General features: G+C 44.2%; 21 protein-coding genes. 12 read left to right on the plus strand and 9 right to left on the minus strand.

What is annotated here, in order from left to right; genetic code table 11:
* Positions 1–23 precede the first annotated feature (23 nt).
* A complete protein-coding gene (glnE, locus tag SNR28_RS24060; protein ID WP_375751409.1) occupies positions 24–2,873 on the minus strand; it encodes a bifunctional [glutamate--ammonia ligase]-adenylyl-L-tyrosine phosphorylase/[glutamate--ammonia-ligase] adenylyltransferase in 2,850 nt (949 codons plus the stop codon).
* 107 nt (positions 2,874–2,980) lie between these two features.
* Positions 2,981–4,585 (minus strand): methyl-accepting chemotaxis protein, encoded by a 1,605-nt coding sequence (locus SNR28_RS24065; protein ID WP_375751410.1) that lies wholly within the window; start codon positions 4,583–4,585, stop codon positions 2,981–2,983.
* Positions 4,586–4,703: 118 nt separating this feature from the next.
* On the opposite strand from SNR28_RS24065, the gene SNR28_RS24070 reads away from it, so the two are divergent.
* Positions 4,704–5,459, plus strand: coding sequence for a potassium channel family protein (locus SNR28_RS24070; protein WP_375751411.1), 756 nt, complete (start codon positions 4,704–4,706; stop codon positions 5,457–5,459).
* Between the two features lie 48 nt (positions 5,460–5,507).
* Here SNR28_RS24070 and SNR28_RS24075 read toward each other — a convergent pair whose 3' ends face one another.
* Positions 5,508–7,028 carry a CYTH domain-containing protein gene (locus SNR28_RS24075; protein ID WP_375751412.1) on the minus strand — a complete coding sequence of 507 codons (1,521 nt, stop codon included), beginning with the start codon at positions 7,026–7,028 and terminating at the stop codon, positions 5,508–5,510.
* Positions 7,029–7,227: 199 nt separating this feature from the next.
* On the opposite strand from SNR28_RS24075, the gene SNR28_RS24080 reads away from it, so the two are divergent.
* The 3 genes from SNR28_RS24080 to SNR28_RS24090 all read left to right on the plus strand — a co-directional run bounded on the left by SNR28_RS24080 (position 7,228) and on the right by SNR28_RS24090 (position 10,071).
* Entirely contained in the window at positions 7,228–7,908 is a 681-nt protein-coding gene (locus SNR28_RS24080; protein WP_375751413.1) for a TIGR00153 family protein, read from the plus strand.
* Positions 7,909–8,005: 97 nt separating this feature from the next.
* Positions 8,006–9,265, plus strand: coding sequence for an inorganic phosphate transporter (locus tag SNR28_RS24085; RefSeq protein ID WP_375751414.1), 1,260 nt, complete (start codon positions 8,006–8,008; stop codon positions 9,263–9,265).
* Between the two features lie 194 nt (positions 9,266–9,459).
* Positions 9,460–10,071, plus strand: coding sequence for a TIGR04211 family SH3 domain-containing protein (locus tag SNR28_RS24090; protein WP_375751415.1), 612 nt, complete (start codon positions 9,460–9,462; stop codon positions 10,069–10,071).
* Positions 10,072–10,135: 64 nt separating this feature from the next.
* On the opposite strand, the gene SNR28_RS24095 is transcribed toward SNR28_RS24090, so the two are convergent.
* Entirely contained in the window at positions 10,136–10,882 is a 747-nt protein-coding gene (locus SNR28_RS24095) for a general secretion pathway protein GspB (protein ID WP_375751416.1), read from the minus strand.
* A complete protein-coding gene (locus SNR28_RS24100; RefSeq protein ID WP_375751418.1) occupies positions 10,882–12,495 on the minus strand; it encodes an AAA family ATPase in 1,614 nt (537 codons plus the stop codon). The genes SNR28_RS24095 and SNR28_RS24100 overlap by 1 nt, the downstream gene beginning before the upstream one ends.
* A gap of 113 nt (positions 12,496–12,608) precedes the next feature.
* Here SNR28_RS24100 and SNR28_RS24105 point away from each other — a divergent pair, with 113 nt between their 5' ends.
* Positions 12,609–13,844 (plus strand): multifunctional CCA addition/repair protein, encoded by a 1,236-nt coding sequence (locus SNR28_RS24105; protein ID WP_375751420.1) that lies wholly within the window; start codon positions 12,609–12,611, stop codon positions 13,842–13,844.
* Between the two features lie 50 nt (positions 13,845–13,894).
* On the opposite strand, the gene SNR28_RS24110 is transcribed toward SNR28_RS24105, so the two are convergent.
* The 3 genes from SNR28_RS24110 to folB are packed head-to-tail and all read right to left on the minus strand — an operon-like array spanning position 13,895 to position 15,546.
* A complete protein-coding gene (locus tag SNR28_RS24110; RefSeq protein WP_375751421.1) occupies positions 13,895–14,698 on the minus strand; it encodes an undecaprenyl-diphosphate phosphatase in 804 nt (267 codons plus the stop codon).
* A gap of 9 nt (positions 14,699–14,707) precedes the next feature.
* Positions 14,708–15,190 (minus strand): 2-amino-4-hydroxy-6-hydroxymethyldihydropteridine diphosphokinase, encoded by a 483-nt coding sequence (gene folK, locus SNR28_RS24115; RefSeq protein WP_375751422.1) that lies wholly within the window; start codon positions 15,188–15,190, stop codon positions 14,708–14,710.
* Positions 15,187–15,546: a bifunctional dihydroneopterin aldolase/7,8-dihydroneopterin epimerase gene (gene folB, locus SNR28_RS24120; protein WP_375751423.1), complete on the minus strand. Its 360-nt coding sequence runs from the start codon at positions 15,544–15,546 to the stop codon at positions 15,187–15,189. Before folB ends, folK begins: the two co-directional genes overlap by 4 nt.
* 134 nt (positions 15,547–15,680) lie before the next feature.
* Here folB and plsY point away from each other — a divergent pair, with 134 nt between their 5' ends.
* Positions 15,681–16,271, plus strand: a complete 591-nt coding sequence (plsY, locus tag SNR28_RS24125; protein ID WP_375751424.1) for a glycerol-3-phosphate 1-O-acyltransferase PlsY — start codon at positions 15,681–15,683, stop codon at positions 16,269–16,271.
* A 117-nt stretch (positions 16,272–16,388) separates the two neighbouring features.
* Here the strand turns inward: plsY and tsaD are convergent, their stop codons facing one another.
* The gene (gene tsaD / locus SNR28_RS24130) at positions 16,389–17,405 is read right to left on the minus strand and encodes a tRNA (adenosine(37)-N6)-threonylcarbamoyltransferase complex transferase subunit TsaD (RefSeq protein WP_375751425.1); all 1,017 of its coding nucleotides are present in this window, start codon (positions 17,403–17,405) and stop codon (positions 16,389–16,391) included.
* Between the two features lie 208 nt (positions 17,406–17,613).
* Between tsaD and rpsU the strand changes: the two genes are divergently transcribed.
* The 6 genes from rpsU to tnaA all read left to right on the plus strand — a co-directional run bounded on the left by rpsU (position 17,614) and on the right by tnaA (position 24,067).
* Entirely contained in the window at positions 17,614–17,829 is a 216-nt protein-coding gene (rpsU, locus tag SNR28_RS24135; protein ID WP_001145625.1) for a 30S ribosomal protein S21, read from the plus strand.
* A 25-nt stretch (positions 17,830–17,854) separates the two neighbouring features.
* A complete protein-coding gene (locus tag SNR28_RS24140) occupies positions 17,855–18,298 on the plus strand; it encodes a GatB/YqeY domain-containing protein (protein WP_375751426.1) in 444 nt (147 codons plus the stop codon).
* A gap of 84 nt (positions 18,299–18,382) precedes the next feature.
* A complete protein-coding gene (gene dnaG / locus SNR28_RS24145; RefSeq protein ID WP_375751427.1) occupies positions 18,383–20,131 on the plus strand; it encodes a DNA primase in 1,749 nt (582 codons plus the stop codon).
* Between the two features lie 99 nt (positions 20,132–20,230).
* Positions 20,231–22,087, plus strand: a complete 1,857-nt coding sequence (gene rpoD / locus SNR28_RS24150; RefSeq protein ID WP_375751428.1) for an RNA polymerase sigma factor RpoD — start codon at positions 20,231–20,233, stop codon at positions 22,085–22,087.
* 222 nt (positions 22,088–22,309) lie between these two features.
* The gene (tnaC, locus tag SNR28_RS24155; RefSeq protein ID WP_375754166.1) at positions 22,310–22,384 is read left to right on the plus strand and encodes a tryptophanase leader peptide; all 75 of its coding nucleotides are present in this window, start codon (positions 22,310–22,312) and stop codon (positions 22,382–22,384) included.
* A gap of 222 nt (positions 22,385–22,606) precedes the next feature.
* A complete protein-coding gene (gene tnaA / locus SNR28_RS24160; protein ID WP_375751429.1) occupies positions 22,607–24,067 on the plus strand; it encodes a tryptophanase in 1,461 nt (486 codons plus the stop codon).
* The last annotated feature ends 59 nt before the right edge of the window (positions 24,068–24,126 follow it).

The raw sequence follows: 24,126 nt of genomic DNA on the forward strand, positions 1-24,126 counted from the left end.
ATTATGGTCATTAAGTTGTGCAATTATCCCAGCCACTTAACCCAGTTATCGGTTACACAGTTTCTTTCATCGATAAATCTGGATTCATCAACATCAGCATCCTGATTCAGCAGGTTTCTATGATGAATTTCATCTCGCAGAGTGATATACGCTTCGGTCAACGCGTTGGCTTCCGATTCAGTAACAATATCTTGCTGCATCATAGACTCAAATATCCTGACATTATCAGACCAACGAGTCAGCTTAGGATAATCCGCGCTGTAGCATAAGACCATATACTGTGCGATAAATTCAATATCAGTAATCCCACCAACATCTTGTTTTAGCATAAATCTTCCGGCCTTTTTGCCACCAAGATGATCTCTCATTTTAACACGCATATCCGAGACATCTTTTTTCAGCTGTTCTTCTTCCCTTGGCTGACAAAGTATCCGGTGGCGAATGTCATCAAATGCCAGCAACAATTTGTCATCACCAAAGATCACCCGACTTCTGACTAGTGCCTGGTGTTCCCATGTCCAGGCATCATTTCTCTGATACTCTTCAAACGCATCTGTTGGGCTTACAAGCAAGCCAGAAGCACCGGATGGACGTAAACGTGTATCAACTTCATACAAGATTCCGGAAGCAGTTCGAACAGAGAAAATATGAATAATGCGCTGGGCAAGACGAAGATAAAACTGTCTGCCATCAATCTCTTTTCTACCGTCGGTATACACATTTGTCGGACAGTCATGCATAAAAACGATGTCCAGATCAGAGTTATAACCTAGCTCCCAGCCACCTACTTTTCCGTACCCAATCACTGCAAAGCCCTTTCCATCCCTGTCTTTCAGATGAGTTGGCTCCCCGTACTTCTCTGCTAGTTGCTGCCATGCCTGTTGAACAACCGCATCAACAATAGCTTCTGCGAGATAGGTTAAGTGGTCACTCACTTTCATGACAGGTAACACACCTGCAATATCTGCAGCTGCAATACGGAGGATACAGGTTTGCTTAAACTGTCTAAGGGCCTCCATCTGCTGTTCCATATCATCTTCAGGTATGCGGGCAAGATAATCTCTTAGCTCACTTTTGTAAGAAGAAAGCGGAACAGGATTGTAGAGCTGGTTTGGATCCAATAACTCATCCAGCAGAATAGGATAGCGTCCTAACTGCTCTGAAATCATTGGACTGGCTGTACACAATCGTACCAACTGTTTGAGTGCGGCCGGGTGCTCATCAAGAAGCTCAAGATAAGTGGTCCTGGTAAGTATCTTATGCATCAAGCTCAGCACTCTAGGTAGACCAAATTTCGCATCCTGATGCTGATAAATAGCCTGAAATAGCTTTGGCATCAAACGATTCAGAACTTCCCTACCTCTTGGCCCAAGCGTTTTTTTAGCAATATCTGCCTTAAAGCTTCGTATTACCTGTGCATCTGTTTCTACATCTTCCGAAGAGAGATCCTCTTTTAAGATATGCTCAATCACGTCCGGGTTATGCACCATATCCCAGAGCTCAGAAAAATGCCTTTCCACGTGAGTTGCTTCTTCTTCATCTTCGCCAATAAGGGTTTCGAAGACTGAGCGAACATTTCGCATATGTTCTTGTGTATTTTCCAGCAACGCTTCCCAGGATGTTTCGCCCATGGCTAAAGCCAGCTTTTCTCTATCTTGCTCGCTATCAGGTAGAGTCTGCGTCTGTTTATCACCCATCGCCTGAAGAAGATTCTCTTCCCTTCTTAGAAAACGATATGCTTCAACCAATTGCTCAACTTCATTGGGTTCAAGCAACTTTAATTCTTTTATCGCTGCAAGCGTCTCTAATAACCCTCGTCCCCTCAGAGACGGCTCTCGCCCACCTCGCATAAGCTGAAATACCTGAGCGATAAATTCAACTTCCCGAATACCACCAGCACCGAGCTTAATGTTATTGCTTAATCCTCTGCGTCTAACCTCACTGGATATCATCGACTTCATTCTTCGCAGTGACTGAATGGCACTAAAATCGATGTACCTTCTGAACACAAATGGCCGTAGCATCTGACGCAGCTCCTGATACTGTGGATACATCTCCCGCCCCATGACTCTTGCTTTGATCATGGCATAGCGTTCCCAGTCCCTGCCTTGCTCTTGGTAGTAGTCTTCCAGAGCAGAAAAGCTCATCACTAAAGGACCACTATCACCAAAAGGGCGCAACCGTAGATCCACGCGATAACAAAAGCCATCAAACGTCTGCAGATCCAACGCTTTAATAATCCGTTGCCCCAGACGAGTAAAAAACTGAGCATTGGCAATACTTCGCCTTGCACCCTGAGTTTCACCATTTTCCGGATAAGTAAAAATAAGATCGATATCAGAAGAGAAGTTAAGCTCACCGCCACCTAATTTACCCATGCCAATAATCAGCATTGGTTGAGGGTTACCCTCTGTATCACAAGGGGTTCCCCACTCTTTGCAGCAAAGCGTATATTGCCACTCATAAGTTTCAAAGATCATCGCTTCCGCAAGTTCGGAAATGTGCTGAAGGCTTTCATCCAATGACCATGAAGCCATAAAGTCTCGCCATGCAATAAGCGTCATCTCCTGACGTCTGAACTGTCTCAGAATACGGTGTCCCTGATTCTCATCAACACACTCTGACAGTTTCGCTTTTAAAGCGTCTCTATAGCCATCACTCCTGTTCTCTGTTTTCAGAAGTTCAGGAAAAGCTTTGCAGAGGGATTCGTCTCTGCTCAGGGAGTCTTCAACAAAATGGCTGAGCGCCAGTACTCGTTGCAGATCGTTTTGTATTTCTTGAGGCCATAGCTGGATATGCTGTTGTGCCGATTCTGATAATCGGGCAGAGGCCTTTTCTGCTTCAGTCTTAAGGGATTCTGGAAGCGATAACATTGATCATCCTTGCTTGCGTTGAGCGATATCCCAATACTCTAGCAATAAAAAACGCTCACTAGAATTTTAGCGAGCGTTTTATCGAACGTAGATTTTAAATCGTTGAACTAGATCTTAAATGAGCGAATCTTAGTATCCAATTCTTCAGCATTTGACTGCATCATTTCCGATGTTTCCAGTAGCTCACTAATAACAGATACCGACGCTTCGACCAACTCACGGACATTGGACAGGTTTTGATTCATCTCTTCTGCAACACTGCTTTGCTGATCGGCCGCAGTCGCAATCTGGAAGTTCATATCGTTGATGTTAGTAACCTGAGTCACGATACCATCAAGTTCTGTTCCTGCATTCGCAACCAGCTCTACACCATCAGCGGCTTCAACGACACTCTTCTCCATTAGTTCAACAGCCGAGTTCGCACTGTTCTGAAGTTGGGTGATCATATCCTGAATTTCTACCGTTGCCTGCTGAGTACGCTGTGCAAGATTTCTTACTTCATCTGCGACAACAGCAAAACCTCGACCCGCTTCACCGGCACGAGCAGCTTCAATCGCAGCATTCAGAGCGAGAAGGTTAGTCTGTTCTGATATTCCCTGAATAGTGCCAACAACACTTCCGATTGCGTCTACACGCTCTTCAACCTGATTAACAGCCTGAGCAGACTGAGCGATATCACCAGACAGCTCGTTCATCTTACCAACCGTATCCTGAACAAAGCGCTGACCACTTTTTGCCTGCTCTGACGCTTGCTCCGTAACAGAAGAAGCACTGCGAGCGTGATCGGCAACCGTATTTACTGTTGACGTCATTTCACTCATTGCAGAAGCCAGCTGGTCAATTTCAGCAAACTCTTCCTGAGTCGATTCTTTAGTTTCAGACATGCTCATAGTCATGACTTCAGTAAGCGTAGATAGCTCTTCTGATGCAGCAACCTGTGCTCCAATAACATCTTGCAATTGAATTCGGGTTTTTTCGAGCTCGCTAGCAAGGTCTCCATACTCATCTTTGCAATCAAGCGTAATAGGTTCAGAAAGGTTTTTATCAGCCATCGTTTTAATAGAGGAAGTAATAAAACGCGTCTGCTTTAACATTGTAGAGGCGGCACCGAGTAGTATCGCAACAAATACGATGATCATTACCAGCGTCTGCCAGATCACCTGAGCGATATAGTCATCATAGTATTCCTGAGCAACTTCAGCACTTTGTGAAGCAACAATCACCCAGTTGATACCTTTAACTTTAACCAGATACTCGAATCGCTCACCTTCATTGGCTTCAAAAGCCAATCTGTCAGAGCTTGATTTGATAAGGTTTGAGACCGTTGAGCCTGTGTCTGTCATACTACTTAGGTCAGATAGCTTTCTGGCATTTGGATGACCCAGTACTTCACCAGAGTCCAGTTTCACTAAATAAGTAAAATGAGCCCCGCTATGCTGTCGAGAAATAGTGCCGAACGCATACTCTGCCATCTCTACATTTTTGCCGTCCGAGTCAGAAAGAATGGTAGACAAAATCCCAGACTCCGCTGTTGCGGTTTCTTTAGCCTGCTCTTTTTGGACTGCTGCGACAGAAGAGTAAAATACACTGGCATCCCATAGCTGCTTACCAACAATTAGAATGGTGCTGAACACCATTAGCAGAACCAGCTTCGGAACTAACCGTATATCGGTGATTACCCTTTCCCATGGCTTGATTACCAAACTTGCCATTCTCAATTCTCCACGTATTCTATATAAGTACCAGGTAGCCTTATATTTCTTAAATTATAAATACTTAATTTATTTTCGGGCTCTAGGGGACATTAAAAACATTTATTTCGAGCCTCGTATGAAAAAACATCATACCAAAAATGATATTAAACCGATGAGTTTGATGTCTCTTTTATTATCATTTTTATCGTTATTTGTGATCTCTGGAATATTGTTCCTTAAACCGACGCCAGATATCCTCAAAACCCTTATCGACCTTGATCGATTAATCTGTAGCATTTTTCTGTTGCTTTGGACGATTGATCTCATTCGTTCTAACGATAAAAAAGAATACCTTAAAACACATTGGATAGATCTTCTTGCCAGCCTCCCTATATATGAACCACTGCGCTATGGACGTCTATTTCAGATACTAAGAGTCGTGAGAGTTATACGCTCCGGAAAGCATATCTTTCAGCAGATGCAAAAGAACCGTAGAGAAGCGACATTAGCTTCGATTATATTTCTGCTTGTCATGTTGCTTACCCTTGGCTCAGGTTTAATGATTATTGTAGAAGGAAATGAACCTGGCGCGAATATTAAGTCTGGTGAGGATGCACTTTGGTGGGCATTTGTGACCGTTTCGACGGTTGGATATGGTGATCACTACCCAGTCACAGAGTCAGGAAAAGCACTTGCTGCCATTATTATTGTCTGCGGGGTAGGTATTTTCGGTATGATCTCTGGGCTAATCACTTCTATTATTTCTTCTCCGGCTCAAAACACACCTAAAAAGCTTCAGCATGACAATAATGAGCTATTACACAAACTACTAAAACAACAAGAAGAGCTATTAGTTAAGGTTGAGGAACTGGAAAAGCAGATAAAAAAATAGCAGTTGGCTAATTTCTCCAACTGCTATTTAGATAAACAAGGTTCAGCCTTAGTTTGTGTTCCAGTATGGCTGGGCTTCAATACTCATTACTCTGGTTTGCTCCATTGCATGCAGAATTGAAGTCTCTTGTCTTGCTAACCAACGCTCTAACTGGTTTTTCTCTTCGTCTTCTAATAGTTCCAAATATTTCTGAAGAGGCTTAAGCGTTAACAAGTCATCAATACCGTGCAACAAATCTGCCCAGGGCATTCTGAATGCATTGCGCTGATCAATATCATAGATAGCCGCAAAGCAAACTCCCGTGTATAAGTTACGTGTCAGGCGATACTTCTGATCGATATACTCCTGACGACTCAACTCTCTTTCTGGTGGAAACGCTTCTATTAGTTCTGCCCAGGTACGATCTAACTGCTTCTCGGAGAAACGTCGGACCGGCCTAGCCATTTTATCTCGCGCTTTTTCATCCAAAAATGGTTGCCAACCACGAGCTAAGATCCAACGGCTAAGGTCCAGCAGTAAGCCTGTGTATCTGGCCGATTGCATCAGCTCTAATGTTTGTTCACGTGTTGGAAGCTGCTCTCGATCTTCTTTAAGTTCCTGAACTAAACGCTTACGAGCATCCAACTTCCTAAGAGCATGGCCTTTGTCTTCACAAAGGTCATCAATATAGTCCGCTTCTTTTAGCCATTCGAGCTCTTGTCCAAGCCATTTCAGCTCTTGTCTCAAAATGGCACTTGCTCGTCTAGGTACAATTCCACCGAATACTGTCAGAATCTGTCTGACAAAAGTGATGGCATAACGAATCTCGTGCAGTGCCGACAAAGAAGGACGTTCAATAAAGATCTGTTCGTGGTAATGCCAATGCGAAAGTGCATGCTCCATTGACTTTATAAAGCAGGTTTCTACAGAATCCTTTTCTCTGATATCAACCAGCGATAGCGGCTTTTCTTTATCACCCGTGTAGCCTTTCGCTAAACGGTAACCTCTTGCGGCCTTGCTCAAGTTTCCAAGACGCATACCGCCATCTTCAGAAATCGAGCGAGCAAGAGTAAACAATGCATCGGTTTGTCCGGATTTAAGCTCTAGTTCAACTTCGCAAATAGGCTCTTCCTGGTCTCCGGCAATCACGACACCAAGATCGAAAGCGACTTCTACCTGGCTTCCGTCCGCCATACCAATCAACCACTGCTCTCGGGTGAAGTTGGTAGAAAAAATCGGTGTTAACTCAGCCTGAAGTTCATTAACTGACTTACCATCCGGCCAAATATCAGATGGGTGAAGAGTGAGTTCAGGTTCATTACAGGAGTGTTCTGCATTGTACTCTGGTCTTTGATGCAATCCCGCAACCACTCTTCCAGAGGTTTTAACTGTTTGAATAAAGACTTCATCAAACCGTCGAATACGTAAGCCGATATCGTGCTGACGCAGCCAGTTGTCCTGAGTATCGAAGTAAGTGTTCCCCAACTCCCGGCAACTGTTCTGAAGTATTTTGGTGTCTGCTATTTTCTCTCTTAACTTGTCAGAAAAATCAGGCGATACAAAGAACTTCAGCTCTATCTCGGTTTCCATAGTTATCCCTTAGTACTAAGATAATAGAAAGGATATTGCTTAACGTTATGAACAGCAAGTGTGAATTCTTTTATTACCGATGATCTAAATCAGTTTTCACTACCTATTTTATGTTGTACCATGCGCTTCCTTTTATGACCGCAGCACATTTCACTAGAAAAACGACTTTTTAAATCGGTTATATTTTTGGTAAATAATTATGCCAGTAAATACTATTATGGGGTTGTTCGCTAAATCCCCAATTAAGCCTTTGCAAGAACACGCTGTATGCGTAGATGAATGCTGTTCTTACTTGGTGAGCTTCTTTGAAGCATGCCATAAAGATGACTGGTCTGAAGCGACCAGAGTTTGCAGCATCATTTCTGACAAAGAAAAAGAAGCAGATATCCTTAAGCGTGAAATCCGCATAAGCCTTCCTAAAGGGTTATTTCTTCCCGTAGCTCGTACCGACTTGCTTGATCTACTCACTCAACAAGACAAACTAGCTAACCTTTCTAAAGCTATCTCTGAGCGCGTTATTGTGCGCCAACTTAAACTACCTGCACCACTTTACGTAGACTTTATTAAATTAGTTAAGAGCTGCCTAAGCTCTGCTAATCAAGCATACAAAGTGGTTTGCGAGTTTGATGAGTTGCTAGAGACAGGGTTTAAAGGACGTGAAGTCGATCTTGTCGAAGAGATGATCTGCAGACTCGATGAAATTGAAGATGAAACTCATGCATTGCAGATGCAACTGCGTCGCGATCTTCGAAAAGTGGAAAAAGAGCACGATCCTATCGATGTGATTTTCATGTACAAAGTCTTGGAACTGCTTGGTGACATCGCAGACCAGGGGCTTCGTGTCGGACACCGTCTTGAGCTTATGCTAGCTCGTTCCTAACTCACTATTTCAGATAAATACTCACCGCATAGTGCCACTAAACATAGTGGCACCGATGAGTTGCGGTGTTGGTATGACTAAATTATTGGATTGAATTATGGATATCCTTGCTAACTACGGCACTCTGCTTATAGGTTTTGCCGCATTTTTTGGTTTACTCATGGCTATCGGTATCGGTGCCAACGATGTTGCAAACGCGATGGGTACATCCGTAGGCTCTAAAGCATTAACCGTAAAACAAGCTATCGTCATCGCGATGATCTTCGAGTTCGCTGGTGCTTACCTTGCGGGTGGTGAAGTTACCGACACGATTCGAAAAGGCGTAATCGAAACAGCGGTATTTGCAGATCAACCAGAAACACTTGTCTTCGGTATGATGTCAGCGCTACTCGCCGCTGGTGCCTGGCTGTTGCTTGCTTCCTTTATGGGTTGGCCAGTATCAACTACACACTCCATCATCGGTGCGGTAATCGGTTTTGCATTAATCTCAGTTGGCAGCAATGCCGTAGACTGGAACTCTGTAAAAGGCATTGTTGGTAGCTGGATAGTCACACCTTTAATTGCCGGCATCATCGCGTACTGGCTATTTATAAGTGCTCAAAAGTTTATCTTTGATACCGACACTCCCCTAAAAAATGCTAAGCGCTATGTACCTGTGTACATGTTCTTAACGACACTAACTATCGCGCTGGTGACGATTAAGAAAGGTCTGAAGCATGTTGGATTGCACCTAACTGGTGTAGAAGCCTGGGGCTGGGCTATTGGGGTTTCCGTGATCGTTATGATCTGTGGTTACATCTATATCGGTAAGAAATTCTCAGACAATAACGAAGACCGCCATTTTTCAGGAGTTGAAAGTATCTTCAGCATTCTGATGGTCATCACAGCCTGTGCTATGGCATTTGCACATGGCTCTAATGACGTAGCAAACGCGATTGGACCACTATCCGCTATCGTATCTACTGTTGAACACATGGGTGAGATTACCGCAAAAAGCCGTATCGCATGGTGGATTCTTCCTCTGGGTGGTATTGGTATCGTAGTCGGACTAGCAACACTAGGACACAAAGTAATGGCAACCGTTGGTACGGGCATTACTGAACTGACGCCAAGCCGTGGTTTCGCAGCTCAGCTTGCAACCGCTTCAACTGTGGTGTTAGCTTCTGGTACAGGTCTGCCGATTTCTACTACTCAGACGCTGGTAGGCGCAGTATTGGGGGTTGGTTTTGCACGTGGTATCGCTGCACTAAACCTTGGGGTAGTTCGTAATATTGTGGTTTCCTGGGTAGTGACTCTTCCTGCCGGAGCGATATTGGCGATAGTCTTCTATGAGATTATTCTGGCAATATTCTCCTGAAACTAAACACGAAAGTTTCGTTAGGATAATGTCATATTTGACTCAATTGCACAGAAAAGGTCAATTACAGGGCCTCTTTTGTTGCAGCGCCTAATGAAACTTCTTACTATTCAACCCATGAATTTAAAAAAAAGACTAAGGTCATCTCGCCCTAAATAGTCTTGGTTTCAATGAAGGATTTGAAAGGACTTACCGTGAAGAAATTATTCAGCTTGGTATTGTGTATGCTGATTGCCACACCGAGCGCTTTTGCAGCACAACGTTATATCGCAGACAACCTTTTCACTTACATGCATTCCGGCCCAAGTAACCAGTTCCGAATCATCGGAAGCGTGAACGCAGGAGACAAGGTCAACCTTGTTGAAGTGGACAAATCAACTGGTTATAGCCAGGTGATTGACAGTAAAGGCCGTAAAGGCTGGGTTGAGAGCAAGTTTGTTACTAACCGCGCAAGTATGGCAGTTCGTCTTCCTGCTCTGGAAAAAGAGCTGGCGACAGTAAAAGAAAAACTGTCAAATGCCGAAAAGAATGCAAATCAGGAGCAAGCAGGTTTAATCGAATCTCTTGATATCCGTAACAAGCAAATTGCAGAGCTAGAGCAAAGCTATAGTGATATTAGCCAGCAGCTAACTTCATCTCAAACAGAGATTCGTGAACTACGTGCTCGCCTGGATACGCAAAAAGAAGACCTTCTTCTTAAGTACTTTATGTACGGTGGCGGTGTTGCGGGAATCGGTTTGCTATTAGGCCTGGTTCTTCCTCACATTGTTCCTCGCCGTAAAAAATCGCCAAACGGCTGGGCATAAGCTCCATTTCTAAAAAACCGCTTCACATCGTGGAGCGGTTTTTTTATTGCGTCCTATTTGAAGCTTAGCCTTTCCACTCGAATAGAGCCGGAATTTCTATTGGTTGACCCGCAAACTCAATAACAATGATTCTGGGTGTTATTGATATCAGCTGAATATCATTGTCCAACCAATCCCCTTCATTGAGTTCTCTGCCATTGATCTTTACCCACCTTCGTTTGGAATCTGTCGCATACATATGTGTCTGCAGATCAAGGGGGGGTAACCTTCCTTCGTACTTACCACGACTCTCGGCAAGCTTATCTGGCTGAGTTGTCACCGCTATAGGCTCTGACTTAGTACCAGCTTCAGTAGCCGTTGAATCAGATTCATCCAGAGCACCCTGAACCAGTTTTGCCAGTTCAGGAGAAAGTTCACTCAAATCAAGCTCATCTAAAGTAAGTTCTTTGCTCTTCTTTTCTACATTACGAGGAACATCGTTTGATTTCTCTGCAACCTGTTTCGTTGAAGAATCCGAATTTACATTAGCAGAACCACTCTCCAAAGGCTGTTCCGCGTTTTGTCGAATAAGTTTGGCTCTTAAAAGGGCCAGTGGTTTACCTTGTTCAAGTTTAGGGTACTCAAGCATCACAACATCAGGCTTCACGGGTTTGGTTTTTTGTTCCGCTAAAAGCGCAATATTCTGTTTCGCCAACTCAACTTCTATTTGGCGATTTTCCACTGTCTGATAGATCTGGTATCCAACACTGATTGCGGCTGGCAACAGTGCTAATGAAAACAGCGTTAAAGGGTTACGACTCCAATGACTCATTAGATACCCTCCTGTTCATTATGAGGGTAAATCTTCAATTCAGGAGCACTCTGATTAGCAACCAAATCCAGTAAGCGTAATGTTTGTGTTCCCACGACGCCGTCGGCTTCAAGCCCTTGCCATAGTTGAAAGATTCGTACGCGCTGATACATCCGGTCACCAAATGTCTCTTCTTCCAAAAGAGGCTCATTAAGTGCATTCGCCAGCAATGTATCTAAAACTTTCACCGACTCACCAGTACTACCAAATCTAAGCGTTCTGTCCACTTCGTTGTACCAGAGCGTTGTGTAACTTCCGTTCCATACCGACTCTAGCCAACTAACAGGCACCTGAATTCTCTCTGACTGATTTAGCAGTTCTGCTTTATCCTGATATACCGCATAAAGCACAGCGTAAAAACTCCGACCATTTTCACTTAAATTCAGAACAACAGGCCGCCCATTTGCTTTTATATCTTCTAGCTGACCAACTACCTGCTCACATTGGAACGGGACTTTAAACTCGGAATTGCAGTTCGCTTCTCTGGCACCCGCTTCCATCCCCCAAAGGCGATATAGCGTTTGAATCGCTTCAACTTCGCTGCTGCTCCGCTGCATAAACTGTTGTAAGTCATCGCTGCTTGTAGCTTGTGGCTGTTCTATATTCTGAACAACAGGAATCGGCTCAAGTTGCACTTCGGTATAGCTCTGAATTTGTGGCGCAAACTTATAACTACCAATGAGCAACGCGATACCCGCAAGCGCTGCATAAGCGGGAAGTGGGCTCGCCTTTTCTTTTTGAATTTTTCCTCGGCTAAACGATGGAGCCTGAAAAGACATCACATCCTCACAAGCCTTTTCAGCAACAGATGCAGTAACTGTCTTTTCTCCGTTGTAACAAGCATATTGAAGCGCTTTATCACAGACCAGATTAATTAGTCTGGGTACGCCGCCCGTCTGTTTGGCAACGATCCGCACTACTTTTTTAGAAAACAGTTGAGACTCAACACCAGCGGTCTTTGTTCTGAAATGAATGTACTGCTCTATTTCCTGCTCAGTTAACGGAAGTAAGTGGTATCGCCCAGTAATACGCTGAGCTAACTGACGTAGCTGTTCTGTTTGAAGATTTGCCTGTAACTCAGGCTGACCAATTAACAACACTTTTAGAAGCTTCTGACTGTCCGTTTCTAAATTGGTAAGAAGTCGCAGTTGCTCCAGTACACCAGCCGACAAATGCTGCGCTTCATCGATAAGCAGAAGAGTCTGCTTTCCTTTGTCATGATTGCTATGAAGGTAACTGAAGATCACTTTATTTAACTGTTTAAGTGAAGCATTTTCCGGATAACCGATAGCAAACTCATCACAAATAGCTTCGAGTAAGTCAGTCTCTGAAAAGGTTGGGTTCAATATTAATCGGGCTTCGATATCACTGCCTATGGAAGCGAGCATAGCTTTGGATACGGTTGTTTTGCCCGTCCCGACCTCACCAGTCAGCATAGCAAAACCGCCACCCTCACCTAACCCAGCTTGAAGATGCGCTAACGCTTCTCGATGACGAGTACTAAGGAACAGGTATTTTGCATTTGGCACTATTGAAAATGGTGCTTCAATAAAACCAAAGTAGTCTTTATACATTTCTGCGATCTCTTCTTAACAGCTACGCCTGACAAAACAGGCTTAAAGAAAACTACCACCAGCTGATAGAATGTAAAGTACATATAAGTGAATTGTTGTCAGGAGTGTTCAAATTGCAGATCTATCTTGTTGGTGGCGCAGTCCGAGACCGGCTATTGGGCATTAAAAACCACGATAAAGACTGGCTTGTTGTCGGATCAACCCCAGATCAGATGCTTCGGCAAGGCTATCAGAGCGTCGGTAAAGAGTTCCCGGTTTTTCTGCACCCCAAAACCAAAGAAGAGTATGCCCTCGCAAGAACAGAAAAAAAGTCAGGCTCAGGTTATACCGGGTTTGAATGCTTCTTTTCTCAAGATGTTACTCTGGAAGAAGATCTTAAACGACGCGATTTAACCATCAACGCGATAGCAATGGATGATGATGGAACGCTTCATGATCCATACAACGGCCAACAAGACTTGAAAGATCGCAAGCTAAGACATGTATCTGAAGCATTTGTCGAAGACCCTCTCAGAGTACTCAGAGTCGCAAGATTTGCTGCAAAGCTTTCTCATATGGGCTTTCGGGTGGCCGATGAAACCATTGAGCTGATGAGGCAGATTGTCCTGTCAGGTGAGTTATCTCACTTAACACCAGAACGAGTTTGGCAGGAGTGGCATAAATCTTTACTAACGCAAAACCCAGATGTGTTTTTATCGGTATTAAGAGAGTGCGGTGCACTGAAAATCGTTCTTCCTGAGTTTGACGCATTGTTCGGAGTACCTCAGCCAGAAAAATGGCACCCAGAGATAGACACTGGAGTGCACACCCTGATGGTAGCAAATCAAGCGGCTAAGCTCGTTAGTTCCCCGGTAATACGTTTTGCCGCACAGACACATGACCTTGGTAAAGGTGTAACACCAAAGGCAGAGTGGCCTAGCCATAAAATGCATGAGTCACGTGGGCTCCCTATCATCAAAGCGCTATGTGAAAGAGTAAGAGTGCCAAATGAATACAAAGAGCTCGCTCTGGCAGTTTGCGCTCAGCACTCCAATATACATAGAGCAAAAGAACTGAGACCCGCGACTTTCCTTAAAATCTTTAACAGTTTGGATGTTTGGAGAAAGCCGGAAAAGCTGGGAGGTGTTTTACTGAGTTGCGTAGCCGACCATCAAGGACGGAAAGGTTTTGAAGACAACGCTTACCCTCAAAAAGCGATTGTAGAATCCGCTTATCAGGCTGCTCTTTCTATCGAGGTTCAGGAGATTATTTCAGATGGTTTTAAAGGCAAAGCGATACGGGATGAACTGGATAAGAGAAGAATCGATGCAATCTCGATAGCATTAGCTGACAGCAGACAAACAGATTAGGGCGAAATTAAAAATGGGCTACGAAAAATCGTAGCCCACCTTCTTTTAAATTAAGCCATTACAAGCATTGCCAATAAGCCAAATCCGAGTATGAGTCGGTAAATTACAAATGGGGTCATCCCCATTCTTGAAATCAGTTTTAGGAAGAAGTGAATACAGATATAAGCACTAACAAATGATGTGATAATGCCTGTAAATAAATGCCCGGTATGTACAATCTCAGCGCTATTCATCAGTTTGTAGCCAAGATACGTACCTGCAATCGTAATGATTGGGATAGACATCAGGAATGAGAATCGAGCGGCCGCTTCTCGTGTAAAGCCAAGGTAAAGTGCTGCTGTGATAGTAGCACCTGAACGCGATGTCCCCGGAATCATCGCCAAAGCCTGAGCAATACCAATAAACAGAGATTTTTTCCAACTAGCCTCATATTCGTTATTCATCAAAGAGGCGTTCTTATCCACCCACCAAAGCAATAGCGCAAATATTATCGTTGTTGTCGCAATTACCCAGGCACTGCGTAGATACAGCTCAATGATGTCTTTCATAAACAGGCCAAACAAACAAGCCGGTATGGTCGCTAACAACAGCATCCAAGCCAACTTCGCCTCTTTGTCTCTTCTTCCTTTAAAGATAGATTGGAAGAAAGCCTGTAAGAGCGTTATCACTTCTTTACGGAAATAGATTACAACAGCGGCAAGTGTGCCTACATGCACAGCAACGTCAAAGGCTAAGCCCTGATCTTCCCACCCCAATATAGCTGAAGGCAAAATCAGGTGCGCAGAACTGGAGATCGGTAAGAACTCAGTCAGGCCCTGAATTAAGGCGAGAATAAAAGCTTCTATATAAGTCATAAGTGTCCATTAAATTAATAAATCTACTACTTTCAGGGAGTCCAAGCCGTCCATTCCCGCCCAAATTTCACGAACCCTTTCTCCACTTCCTGGCACGACCAAATCTGGCGCCAAATCGTAGAGAGGCTGAATAACAAACGGATACTTGTAGATATCGTTTCTTGGAATCTCAGGGTTAGCTTTGGACACTTGTTCACCGAACAAGAGAATATCGAGATCAAGTGTACGATCCTGATACTTTTGAGCGTTCTCTTTTCTTCCCCAACTAAATTCAATGTTACGCAGGCAATGTGAAAATTCCGTTAACGTAAAAGCAGTATTTAGTCTAATTACAAGGTTATAAAACACCGGGCCATTAAAACCGACTGCTTTACACTCATAAATCGGCGACACTATAAGCGATTTATCAATTTTTGACAGCTCCTGGATAGCAGCTTTTACATGTTTTTTACGTTCTATATTCGTTCCGACACCAATATAGGCAGTGGTCATTGCTGGCCTCTCTCTATAATCACCCCAACACCTCTGGCCTGAGGTACTGCTCCAGGTTTCGTTAGCCGAATCTTGACCCAGGGTACTGAGAACTTCTGCATGATCAACTCAGCGACTTCCTCAGCGACTCTCTCAACCAACAGGAAACGACCTGTTTCAATATGGTTTAACACGGCTTCACTTACTGCAGCATAATCAAGAGCATCAACCACATCATCACTTTTACCTGCGGCTCTGTTGTCATGAGCCATTTCGATATCAAGAACCAGCTTCTGCTTGATGGTCTGTTCCCAATCATAAACACCAATAGTGGTGATGACTTCAAGCTGTTCAATAAAAACTTTATCCAGCGACATGTAGTTACTCCAAATCTGAGACAGGTCGGATACCAAAAGTGTTCAAAAGAACGTATGATTTTGAATATCGCGACAAAAAGGTTGCTCATGATAACAAACATTTAGTTTGTCGATCATCCTCAAAGGAATTAACGATGACGCCACTAGCACTGATAATGATCATTTTTGCCTACCTGTTAGGTTCGATCTCTAGTGCTGTGTTGATCTGTCGTCTATATAAACTTCCAGATCCAAGATCTTCTGGTTCAAAAAATCCCGGAGCAACGAACGTTCTCCGAGTTGGCGGGAAAAAAGCGGCTATCGCTGTATTGATCTGCGACATGCTTAAAGGGACCATTCCTGTGTGGGTTAGCTATTATCTTGGTATCGACCCTCTGATACTTGGTGTTATAGGAATCGCAGCTTGTCTGGGACATATTTATCCTATTTTCTTTCACTTCAAAGGCGGAAAAGGTGTCGCGACTGCGGTTGGTGCGATTGCACCGATAGGATGGGAGTTAACCTGGATGCTCGGTATTACCTGGTTATCTGTTGCTCTGATATCACGTTACTCTTCAGCAGCTGCCATATTTACTGCACTTCTCGCTCCTTTTTATACCTGGCTGGTGAAGCCTCAATATACCTTGCCTGTAGCAATGCTCTGCTGCCTGATTATTTTCAGGCATCACGACAATATAAAGAGGTTGATAGAGGGAACCGAACCTAAGGTGGGAGATAGTAAGTAGGTTACGGTGATACAAGATGTGATCCCACTCCACAAGCTCCACGTGGGAATGCATATCTGAATAGCTTTGTTCTGGTACATACTCCCACGTAGAAACATGGGAGCGAGCACAATAGTTTTACTTGATAGGCTCTAGAGTATCAATCGGCCATCTTGGATTAGCTGTTACCGATAAATCCGACACTTCACCATTCTTTAACCGTTGCATACCTGCATAAGCGATCATCGCTCCATTATCAGTACAGAACTCTGTGCGTGGGTAGTAAACTTCACCCTTCACTTTCTCAGCCAGCGCTTCCAGTTCAGCTCGTAGCTGCTTGTTCGCACTTACACCACCAGCAATTACGATACGCTTAAGGCCTGTCTGTTCTAACGCGCGCTTACACTTAATCGCCAGTGTTGCACATACTGCTTCCTGAAATGCGTAGGCGATATCTGCCTTAGTCTGTTCGTCATCATCGTTCGCAGCGATAGTATTAGCAGCAAAAGTTTTCAGGCCAGAGAAACTCATATCCAGCCCCGGACGGTCTGTCATTGGACGAGGAAACTTAAATCTGCCCGGAGTGCCCTTCTCTGCAAGACGCGAAAGCAATGGACCGCCTGGATAATCAAGGCCAAGAAGCTTAGCTGTTTTATCAAATGCTTCACCGGCAGCATCATCAATAGACTCACCAAGAATCTTGTACTCACCGATGCCCTGCACTTCTACAATCATTGAGTGACCACCAGAAACCAACAGAGCAATAAACGGGAATGGTGGTGGATTATCTTCCAACATAGGCGCAAGAAGGTGCCCTTCCATATGATGCACAGGCACTGCTGGAACATCCCAAGCGTAAGCGATACTGCGACCAATGGTTGCACCGACCATTAGTGCTCCAATCAGGCCCGGGCCAGCTGTGTAAGCAACACCATCAATATCTTCAGAAGTCAGATTCGCATCTTTTAGTGCTTCTTTAATAAGAGGGATAGTTTTCTTCACATGGTCACGGGAAGCCAGTTCAGGCACTACGCCACCGTAATCCGCATGAAGTTTTACCTGGCTATATAGTTGATGCGAAAGCAATCCTTTCTCATCATCATAAATCGCAATACCTGTTTCATCACAGGATGTTTCAATACCTAAAATGCGCATACTTTTCTCTGCACGCCTATCTCAATCAGTAAAATTGGCGCAATATTACCTAATTCCACAAATTTTGACCACGATAATACTTTACAAAGGGATGGTGATCGGATTAAAATTCGGCACCATTTTTGATCAAGCTGGTTAAATACCGATCGATGTCGATACGGTAAATATGGAACCAGCATTAACGAATAACCCCTGAGGTGAAAGGCATATGCCAGTAGTTAAAGTACGTGAAAACGAACCGTTCGACGTTGCACTACGTCGTTTCAAGCGCTCTTGCGAAAAAGCAGGTATCCTATCTGAAGTACGTCGTCGCGAGCACTATGAAAAACCAACAACAGTTCGCAAACGCGCTAAAGCAGCTGCTCAGAAGCGTCACGCTAAGAAGCTAGCTCGCGAAAACGCACGTCGCGTTCGCCTGTACTAATAGCTAAGTCCAGAAGGAATTAGTTATGGCTCTTATTGACCAACTCAAAGAAGAGCAAAAAAATGCGATGAGAGCCAAGGACAAAGCGCGCCTTGGCACTATCCGTTTAGCCCTGTCAGCAATTAAGCAACGTGAAGTTGACGAGCAGATCACTCTGACTGACGACGACATCATTGCTGTAATGACAAAAATGGTTAAACAGCGTCGCGACTCTGTTACGCAGTTTGAATCTGCAGGTCGTCAAGACCTGGCTGATGCTGAAAAAGCTGAAATTACAGTCCTTGAGGAATTTATGCCTCAACCGCTAACCGAAGAAGAAGTAGCTGCTCTGATTGAAGCTGCTATTGCTGATTCTGGTGCAGCTGGCATGCAAGACATGGGCAAAGTAATGGGCGTGCTTAAGCCGCAGATTCAGGGCCGCGCAGATATGGGTAAAGTTAGCGGTTTAGTTCGTTCTAAACTTGCTTGATACCTGAATCAAATTATAGCAAGCCGTGCTATCCTTTTCGGAGTGCACGGCTTGTTTGTATCCGTATAAGAAACTCTGAGGCATATGGCAGGACTTATTCCACGCGGTTTTATTGACGACCTACTCGCCCGAGTAGATATCGTTGATATTGTTGATGCCAGAGTAAAGCTTAAAAAGCAGGGCAAAAATTACGGTGCCTGCTGCCCTTTCCATAACGAGAAAACTCCCTCTTTTTCTGTCAGCCAGGAAAAACAGTTCTACCACTGCTTCGGTTGTGGTGCGCACGGTAACTCCATCGACTTCCTGATGAATTACGACAACCTTGAGTTTGTCGAAGCAATAGAAGAGCTGGCAAATAGCCAGGGTTTAGAAGTACCTCGCGAAGAAAGTAGTGGTAAATTTAGCAATGCTCCCCGAAGCAATACACAGGAAAAGCGTAACCTTTACGACCTGTTGGAGAGTATCGCTAAGTTCTATCGTTCTCAGTTAAAAGTATCTGGTAACAAACACGCTATCGACTACCTGAAAGAGCGTGGCCTTTCTGGCGAAATCGTCCAGAAGTTTGGCATTGGATTTGTTGCTGATGAGTGGGATTCAGTCCGAAAGAACTTCGGCCAGAACAAAGACACTCAGGATATGCTGGTTACTGGCGGTATGCTTATCGAAAATGATAAGGGTAATCGTTACGACCGGTTTCGCGGACGTGTTATGTTCCCTATACGCGACCGACGCGGACGAGTGATCGGCTTCGGTGGCCGTGTTATTGGCGATGGCACCCCAAAATATCTGAACTCACCAGAAACCCCTGTTTTCCATAAAGGTAAAGAGCTTTATGGCCTTTACGAAGTAATACAGGCACACCGTGAGCCGGAACAGGTTCTGGTGGTTGAAGGCTATATGGATGTGGTGGCACTAGCGCAATATGGTGTGGACTATGCGGTTGCATCGCTAGGTACCTCTACTACTGGCGACCATCTACAAATGCTGTTTAGACAAACCAATACTGTGGTTTGTTGTTACGATGGTGACAGAGCCGGACGAGAAGCAGCATGGCGCGCGCTGGAAAATGCGCTGGGTTATCTGAAAAGCGGCAACGTCCTTAAGTTCCTGTTCTTACCTGATGGTGAAGACCCGGATACCTACATCCGTAAATACGGTAAAGAAGCGTTTGAAGAACAAGTTGCCAATGCAACGCCACTTTCTGAGTACCTGTTTGCGAATCTTGGCGAACAAATCAAGATCAGTGGTACTGAAGGTAAAGCCGCGCTAGAAGCACTAGCACAACCGCTTATTGAAAAAGTGCCTGATGAACATCTACAAATACAGCTTTTCAGGTTGCTAGGTCAGAAGACGGGTAACTTTTTAGACCATCAGGTTCGGAAGAAAGCACCAGTAAATACAGCACCACAGCCCCATAAAGAGATTAAGCGAACCCCAATGCGGGAAGTGATCGCGCTCTTAATTCAGAACCCGGGGTTCGCAGAATTGGTGCCAGACTTAACTAGTGTTCGCGAAATTTCCATTCCCGGACTAAGTTTATTAACGGATGTGGTTGATAATTGTCGATCAAATCCCCATATCAGCACAGGCCAATTATTAGAATATTGGCGTAATGATAAAAATGAAAGTTTGATATCACGCTTGGCAGGTTGGGACATCCCACTGCAAGACGATGATATTGAAGAAGATATATTCCTGGATGCATTGGACAAAATCTTTGCCCAGTGTATTGAAAAACAGATTGAAGCTTTGCAAGCGAAAGAAAGAAGTGTCGGTTTATCAACCGAAGAAAAACGGGAGCTGCTAGCTTTAATGCTAGACTTAAAAGCGTAACCCTTAACTCGTAGTCAAAGTTTGTTCAATTTGTTATAATTGGCGGTTTGCGTTTCGCATTCTTACATCATCACTCAGACCAGAAGTTGGATATCGTCTATGGATCAAAATCCGCAGTCACAGCTAAAGTTACTTGTAATTAAAGGCAAGGAACAAGGCTATCTGACCTACGCCGAAGTTAACGACCATCTACCAGCAGAAATCGTAGATTCTGAGCAGGTAGAAGACATCATTCAGATGATCAACGACATGGGCATCAAAGTCGTTGAAACTGCACCAGATGCAGATGAAATGTCTCTAAACGATGACAACGTCATCACCGATGAAGACGCAGCAGAAGCTGCCGCAGCTGCACTTTCAAGTGTAGAAAACGAAATTGGCCGTACTACCGATCCAGTGCGCATGTACATGCGTGAAATGGGTACAGTAGAACTACTGACTCGTGAAGGCGAGATCGATATTGCAAAGCGTATTGAAGATGGTATCAACCAGGTTCAATGCTCTGTTGCAGAATACCCTGGCACTATTTCTTACATCCTTGAGCAGTTCGACAAGGTACAAGCTGAAGAGCTTCGCCTTACAGACCTTATCTCAGGCTTCGTAGACCCGAACGATGCAGAGACTGCTGCACCTACAGCAACTCACATCGGTTCTGAGCTTTCAGAAACCGAGCTTGAAGAAGAAGACGACGAAGAACTTGATGAAGAATCCTCTGATGACGACGAGGATGAAGAAGAAGATACAGGTATCGATCCAGAGCTGGCTCTGGAGAAGTTTACTGACCTTCGTAACAAGTATCAGGACCTTCAACTAGCAATCAATGAGCATGGTCGTGAAGCCAACGCTTCTAAAGAAGCATCTGGTGAACTACTGGACGTGTTCAAAGAATTCCGTCTGATTCCAAAGCAGTTCGATTACCTTGTAAACGAACTACGTACCTCTATGGATCGTGTACGTACTCAAGAGCGCCTGATTATGCGCCACTGTGTTGAGTACGGCAAAATGCCTAAGAAGTCTTTTGTTACTCTGTTTACTGGTAACGAATCATCAGAGGCATGGCTAGACGAAGTACTAGCATCAGACAAGCCATACGCTGAGAAGATCAAGCGTAACGAAGAAGAGATTCGTCGCTCTATTCAGAAGCTGGCAGCTATCGAAGAAGAGACTTCTCTTCCGGTACAAAGCATTAAAGACATCAGCCGTCGTATGTCTATTGGTGAAGCGAAAGCACGCCGTGCGAAGAAAGAGATGGTTGAAGCAAACTTACGTCTTGTTATCTCTATCGCGAAGAAATACACCAACCGTGGCCTACAGTTCCTGGATCTGATACAGGAAGGTAACATCGGTCTGATGAAAGCGGTAGATAAGTTCGAATACCGTCGTGGTTACAAGTTCTCGACTTACGCAACATGGTGGATTCGTCAGGCAATCACTCGTTCTATCGCTGACCAGGCACGTACTATTCGTATCCCTGTGCACATGATCGAGACAATCAACAAGCTGAACCGTATCTCTCGTCAGATGCTTCAGGAAATGGGTCGTGAGCCGCTTCCGGAAGAACTGGCAGAGCGTATGCAGATGCCTGAAGATAAGATCCGTAAAGTGCTGAAGATCGCTAAAGAGCCAATCTCAATGGAGACACCAATCGGTGACGACGAAGATTCGCATCTAGGTGACTTTATCGAGGATACAACTCTGGAGCTACCTCTGGACTCTGCTACCTCGACAAGCCTGAAAGTAGCAACGAAAGACGTTCTTGCAGGTCTGACACCGCGTGAAGCTAAAGTACTGCGTATGCGTTTTGGTATCGACATGAACACTGACCACACTCTTGAAGAAGTTGGTAAGCAGTTCGACGTTACCCGTGAGCGTATTCGTCAGATCGAAGCAAAAGCACTACGTAAGCTTCGTCATCCAAGCCGCTCAGAAACTCTGCGCAGCTTCCTGGATGAGTAATTAGAGCTACAGACATTCAAACTAAAAAGGTGAGTTTTACTCACCTTTTTTTATGCCTAAATTTTAAAAATAAAAATAAGTTAATAATATTTATCTCAACTTAAAAATAAAATGTTATCCAAATCGCAATATGAATTAGATAATAATGACATGTCGTTATTATTATAGATAATCAGAATATATCTCGTATCCGTCAAATAAGTTTCAAAAAGGAGGTTAGCAATGAACATCGATCAAAGCCAATCTTTTTGGTACAACTTAGATTACAAGATCGCTTGCTTCTTCCCTTCTAGATAAACCCTTGCGCGCATTGCTGCGCCACTTCTGCTAACAGTACCTCTATCTGCTTAATATCAAGCCTATTTTTGGATCCTGTCAGCAAAAATCTCGACTCAGGCTTTAAGGTTATTTAATTAACCTGAGTTGTTGCACCCAAAATATAAATAAGTTCACTTGTGAATATTTAATAATTAAATATCCACGAGAAGAACTGCTATTAATTAAATAAAGGAAAACATTGTGGATCACTTTAAACACCTACCAGAACCATTCCGTATTCGCGTAATTGAACCAGTAAAACGTACAACTAGAGAGTATCGCGAATCTGCTATCTTAAAAGCAGGGATGAACCCTTTCCTTCTTGATAGTGATGACATTTTTATCGACCTGCTGACAGACAGTGGTACAGGCGCAATCACACAAGAAATGCAGGCAGCAATGTTCCGAGGTGACGAAGCCTATAGCGGAAGCCGCAGCTACCATGCACTACAAAAAGCTGTTGAAGACATCTTCGGCTATCAGTACACAATCCCAACTCACCAGGGTCGTGGTGCAGAACAGATTTACATCCCTGTATTAATCAAGAAACGTGAAGAAGAAAAAGGCTTAGACCGTGAGAAAATGGTCGCTATTTCTAACTACTTCTTCGATACAACTCAGGGCCACACTCAGCTTAACTGCTGTGTAGCACGCAACGTTTATACAGACGAAGCATTCGATACCTCTGTTGAAGCTGATTTCAAAGGCAACTTTGACCTTGAAAAGCTTGAGAAAGCGATTGTAGAAGCGGGGCCAGCGAACGTTCCTTACATTGTAAGCACAATCACTAACAACTCATCAGGTGGTCAGCCAGTTTCTATTGCTAACTTGAAAGCGGTTTATGAAATCGCTCAGAAGTACGATATCCCAGTAATCATGGACTCTGCTCGTTTTGCAGAAAACGCATACTTCATCCAGCAACGTGAAGAAGGCTACAAAGACTGGACTATTGAGCAGATTACAAAAGAATCTTACAAGTATGCTGATGGTCTGGCGATGTCTGCGAAGAAAGATGCCATGGTACAGATGGGTGGCCTACTTTGTTTCAAAGATGACAGCATGTTGGACGTTTACACAGAATGTAGAACACTTTGTGTTGTTCAGGAAGGCTTCCCAACTTATGGTGGCCTTGAAGGCGGTGCAATGGAGCGCCTTGCTGTTGGCCTTTACGATGGTATGAGACAGCACTGGCTTGCTTACCGTATTGCACAGGTACAATACCTGGTAGATGGCCTGGAAGAGATCGGTGTTGTTTGTCAGCAAGCAGGCGGACACGCTGCGTTCGTTGATGCAGGTAAACTACTACCACATATCCCGGCAGACCAGTTCCCAGCACACGCATTGGCTTGTGAGCTATACAAAGTTGCGGGTATTCGTGCTGTAGAAATTGGCTCACTGCTACTTGGCCGCGATCCAGCAACAGGTAAGCAGCACCCTTGCCCGGCAGAGCTTCTGCGTCTAACGATTCCTCGTGCAACTTACACTCAAACTCATATGAACTTCATCATTGAAGCGTTCAAAGAAGTTAAAGAGAACGCAGCTAATGTGAAAGGTCTGACGTTTACTTATGAGCCTAAAGTACTTCGCCACTTTACTGCCCGCCTAGAAGAGGTAGAAAGTGCTGACGTAGACCAGACAACAAAATTAGAAGAAAAAGCATAATCAATCATAAAGCGCAGTAATTTCACTGCGCTTTTTTTAAGTCCAATAACGTTATTTTT

It is taken from the genome of Vibrio iocasae, assembly GCF_042245395.1.
GTDB lineage: Bacteria > Pseudomonadota > Gammaproteobacteria > Enterobacterales > Vibrionaceae > Vibrio > Vibrio iocasae.

Bases quoted from the DNA above. Each gene is read 5' to 3' on its own strand.
- SNR28_RS24100 (WP_375751418.1), bottom strand. From the start codon at position 12,495: ATGTATAAAGACTACTTTGGTTTTATTGAAGCACCATTTTCAATAGTG.
- glnE (WP_375751409.1), bottom strand. From the start codon at position 2,873: ATGTTATCGCTTCCAGAATCCCTTAAGACTGAAGCAGAAAAGGCCTCT.
- SNR28_RS24085 (WP_375751414.1), top strand. From the start codon at position 8,006: ATGGATATCCTTGCTAACTACGGCACTCTGCTTATAGGTTTTGCCGCA.
- SNR28_RS24065 (WP_375751410.1), bottom strand. From the start codon at position 4,585: ATGGCAAGTTTGGTAATCAAGCCATGGGAAAGGGTAATCACCGATATA.
- rpoD (WP_375751428.1), top strand. From the start codon at position 20,231: ATGGATCAAAATCCGCAGTCACAGCTAAAGTTACTTGTAATTAAAGGC.
- folK (WP_375751422.1), bottom strand. From the start codon at position 15,190: ATGACCACTGCCTATATTGGTGTCGGAACGAATATAGAACGTAAAAAA.
- dnaG (WP_375751427.1), top strand. From the start codon at position 18,383: ATGGCAGGACTTATTCCACGCGGTTTTATTGACGACCTACTCGCCCGA.
- SNR28_RS24095 (WP_375751416.1), bottom strand. From the start codon at position 10,882: ATGAGTCATTGGAGTCGTAACCCTTTAACGCTGTTTTCATTAGCACTG.
- plsY (WP_375751424.1), top strand. From the start codon at position 15,681: ATGACGCCACTAGCACTGATAATGATCATTTTTGCCTACCTGTTAGGT.
- SNR28_RS24110 (WP_375751421.1), bottom strand. From the start codon at position 14,698: ATGACTTATATAGAAGCTTTTATTCTCGCCTTAATTCAGGGCCTGACT.
- SNR28_RS24140 (WP_375751426.1), top strand. From the start codon at position 17,855: ATGGCTCTTATTGACCAACTCAAAGAAGAGCAAAAAAATGCGATGAGA.
- tsaD (WP_375751425.1), bottom strand. From the start codon at position 17,405: ATGCGCATTTTAGGTATTGAAACATCCTGTGATGAAACAGGTATTGCG.
- folB (WP_375751423.1), bottom strand. From the start codon at position 15,546: ATGTCGCTGGATAAAGTTTTTATTGAACAGCTTGAAGTCATCACCACT.
- rpsU (WP_001145625.1), top strand. From the start codon at position 17,614: ATGCCAGTAGTTAAAGTACGTGAAAACGAACCGTTCGACGTTGCACTA.
- SNR28_RS24070 (WP_375751411.1), top strand. From the start codon at position 4,704: ATGAAAAAACATCATACCAAAAATGATATTAAACCGATGAGTTTGATG.
- SNR28_RS24075 (WP_375751412.1), bottom strand. From the start codon at position 7,028: ATGGAAACCGAGATAGAGCTGAAGTTCTTTGTATCGCCTGATTTTTCT.
- SNR28_RS24080 (WP_375751413.1), top strand. From the start codon at position 7,228: ATGCCAGTAAATACTATTATGGGGTTGTTCGCTAAATCCCCAATTAAG.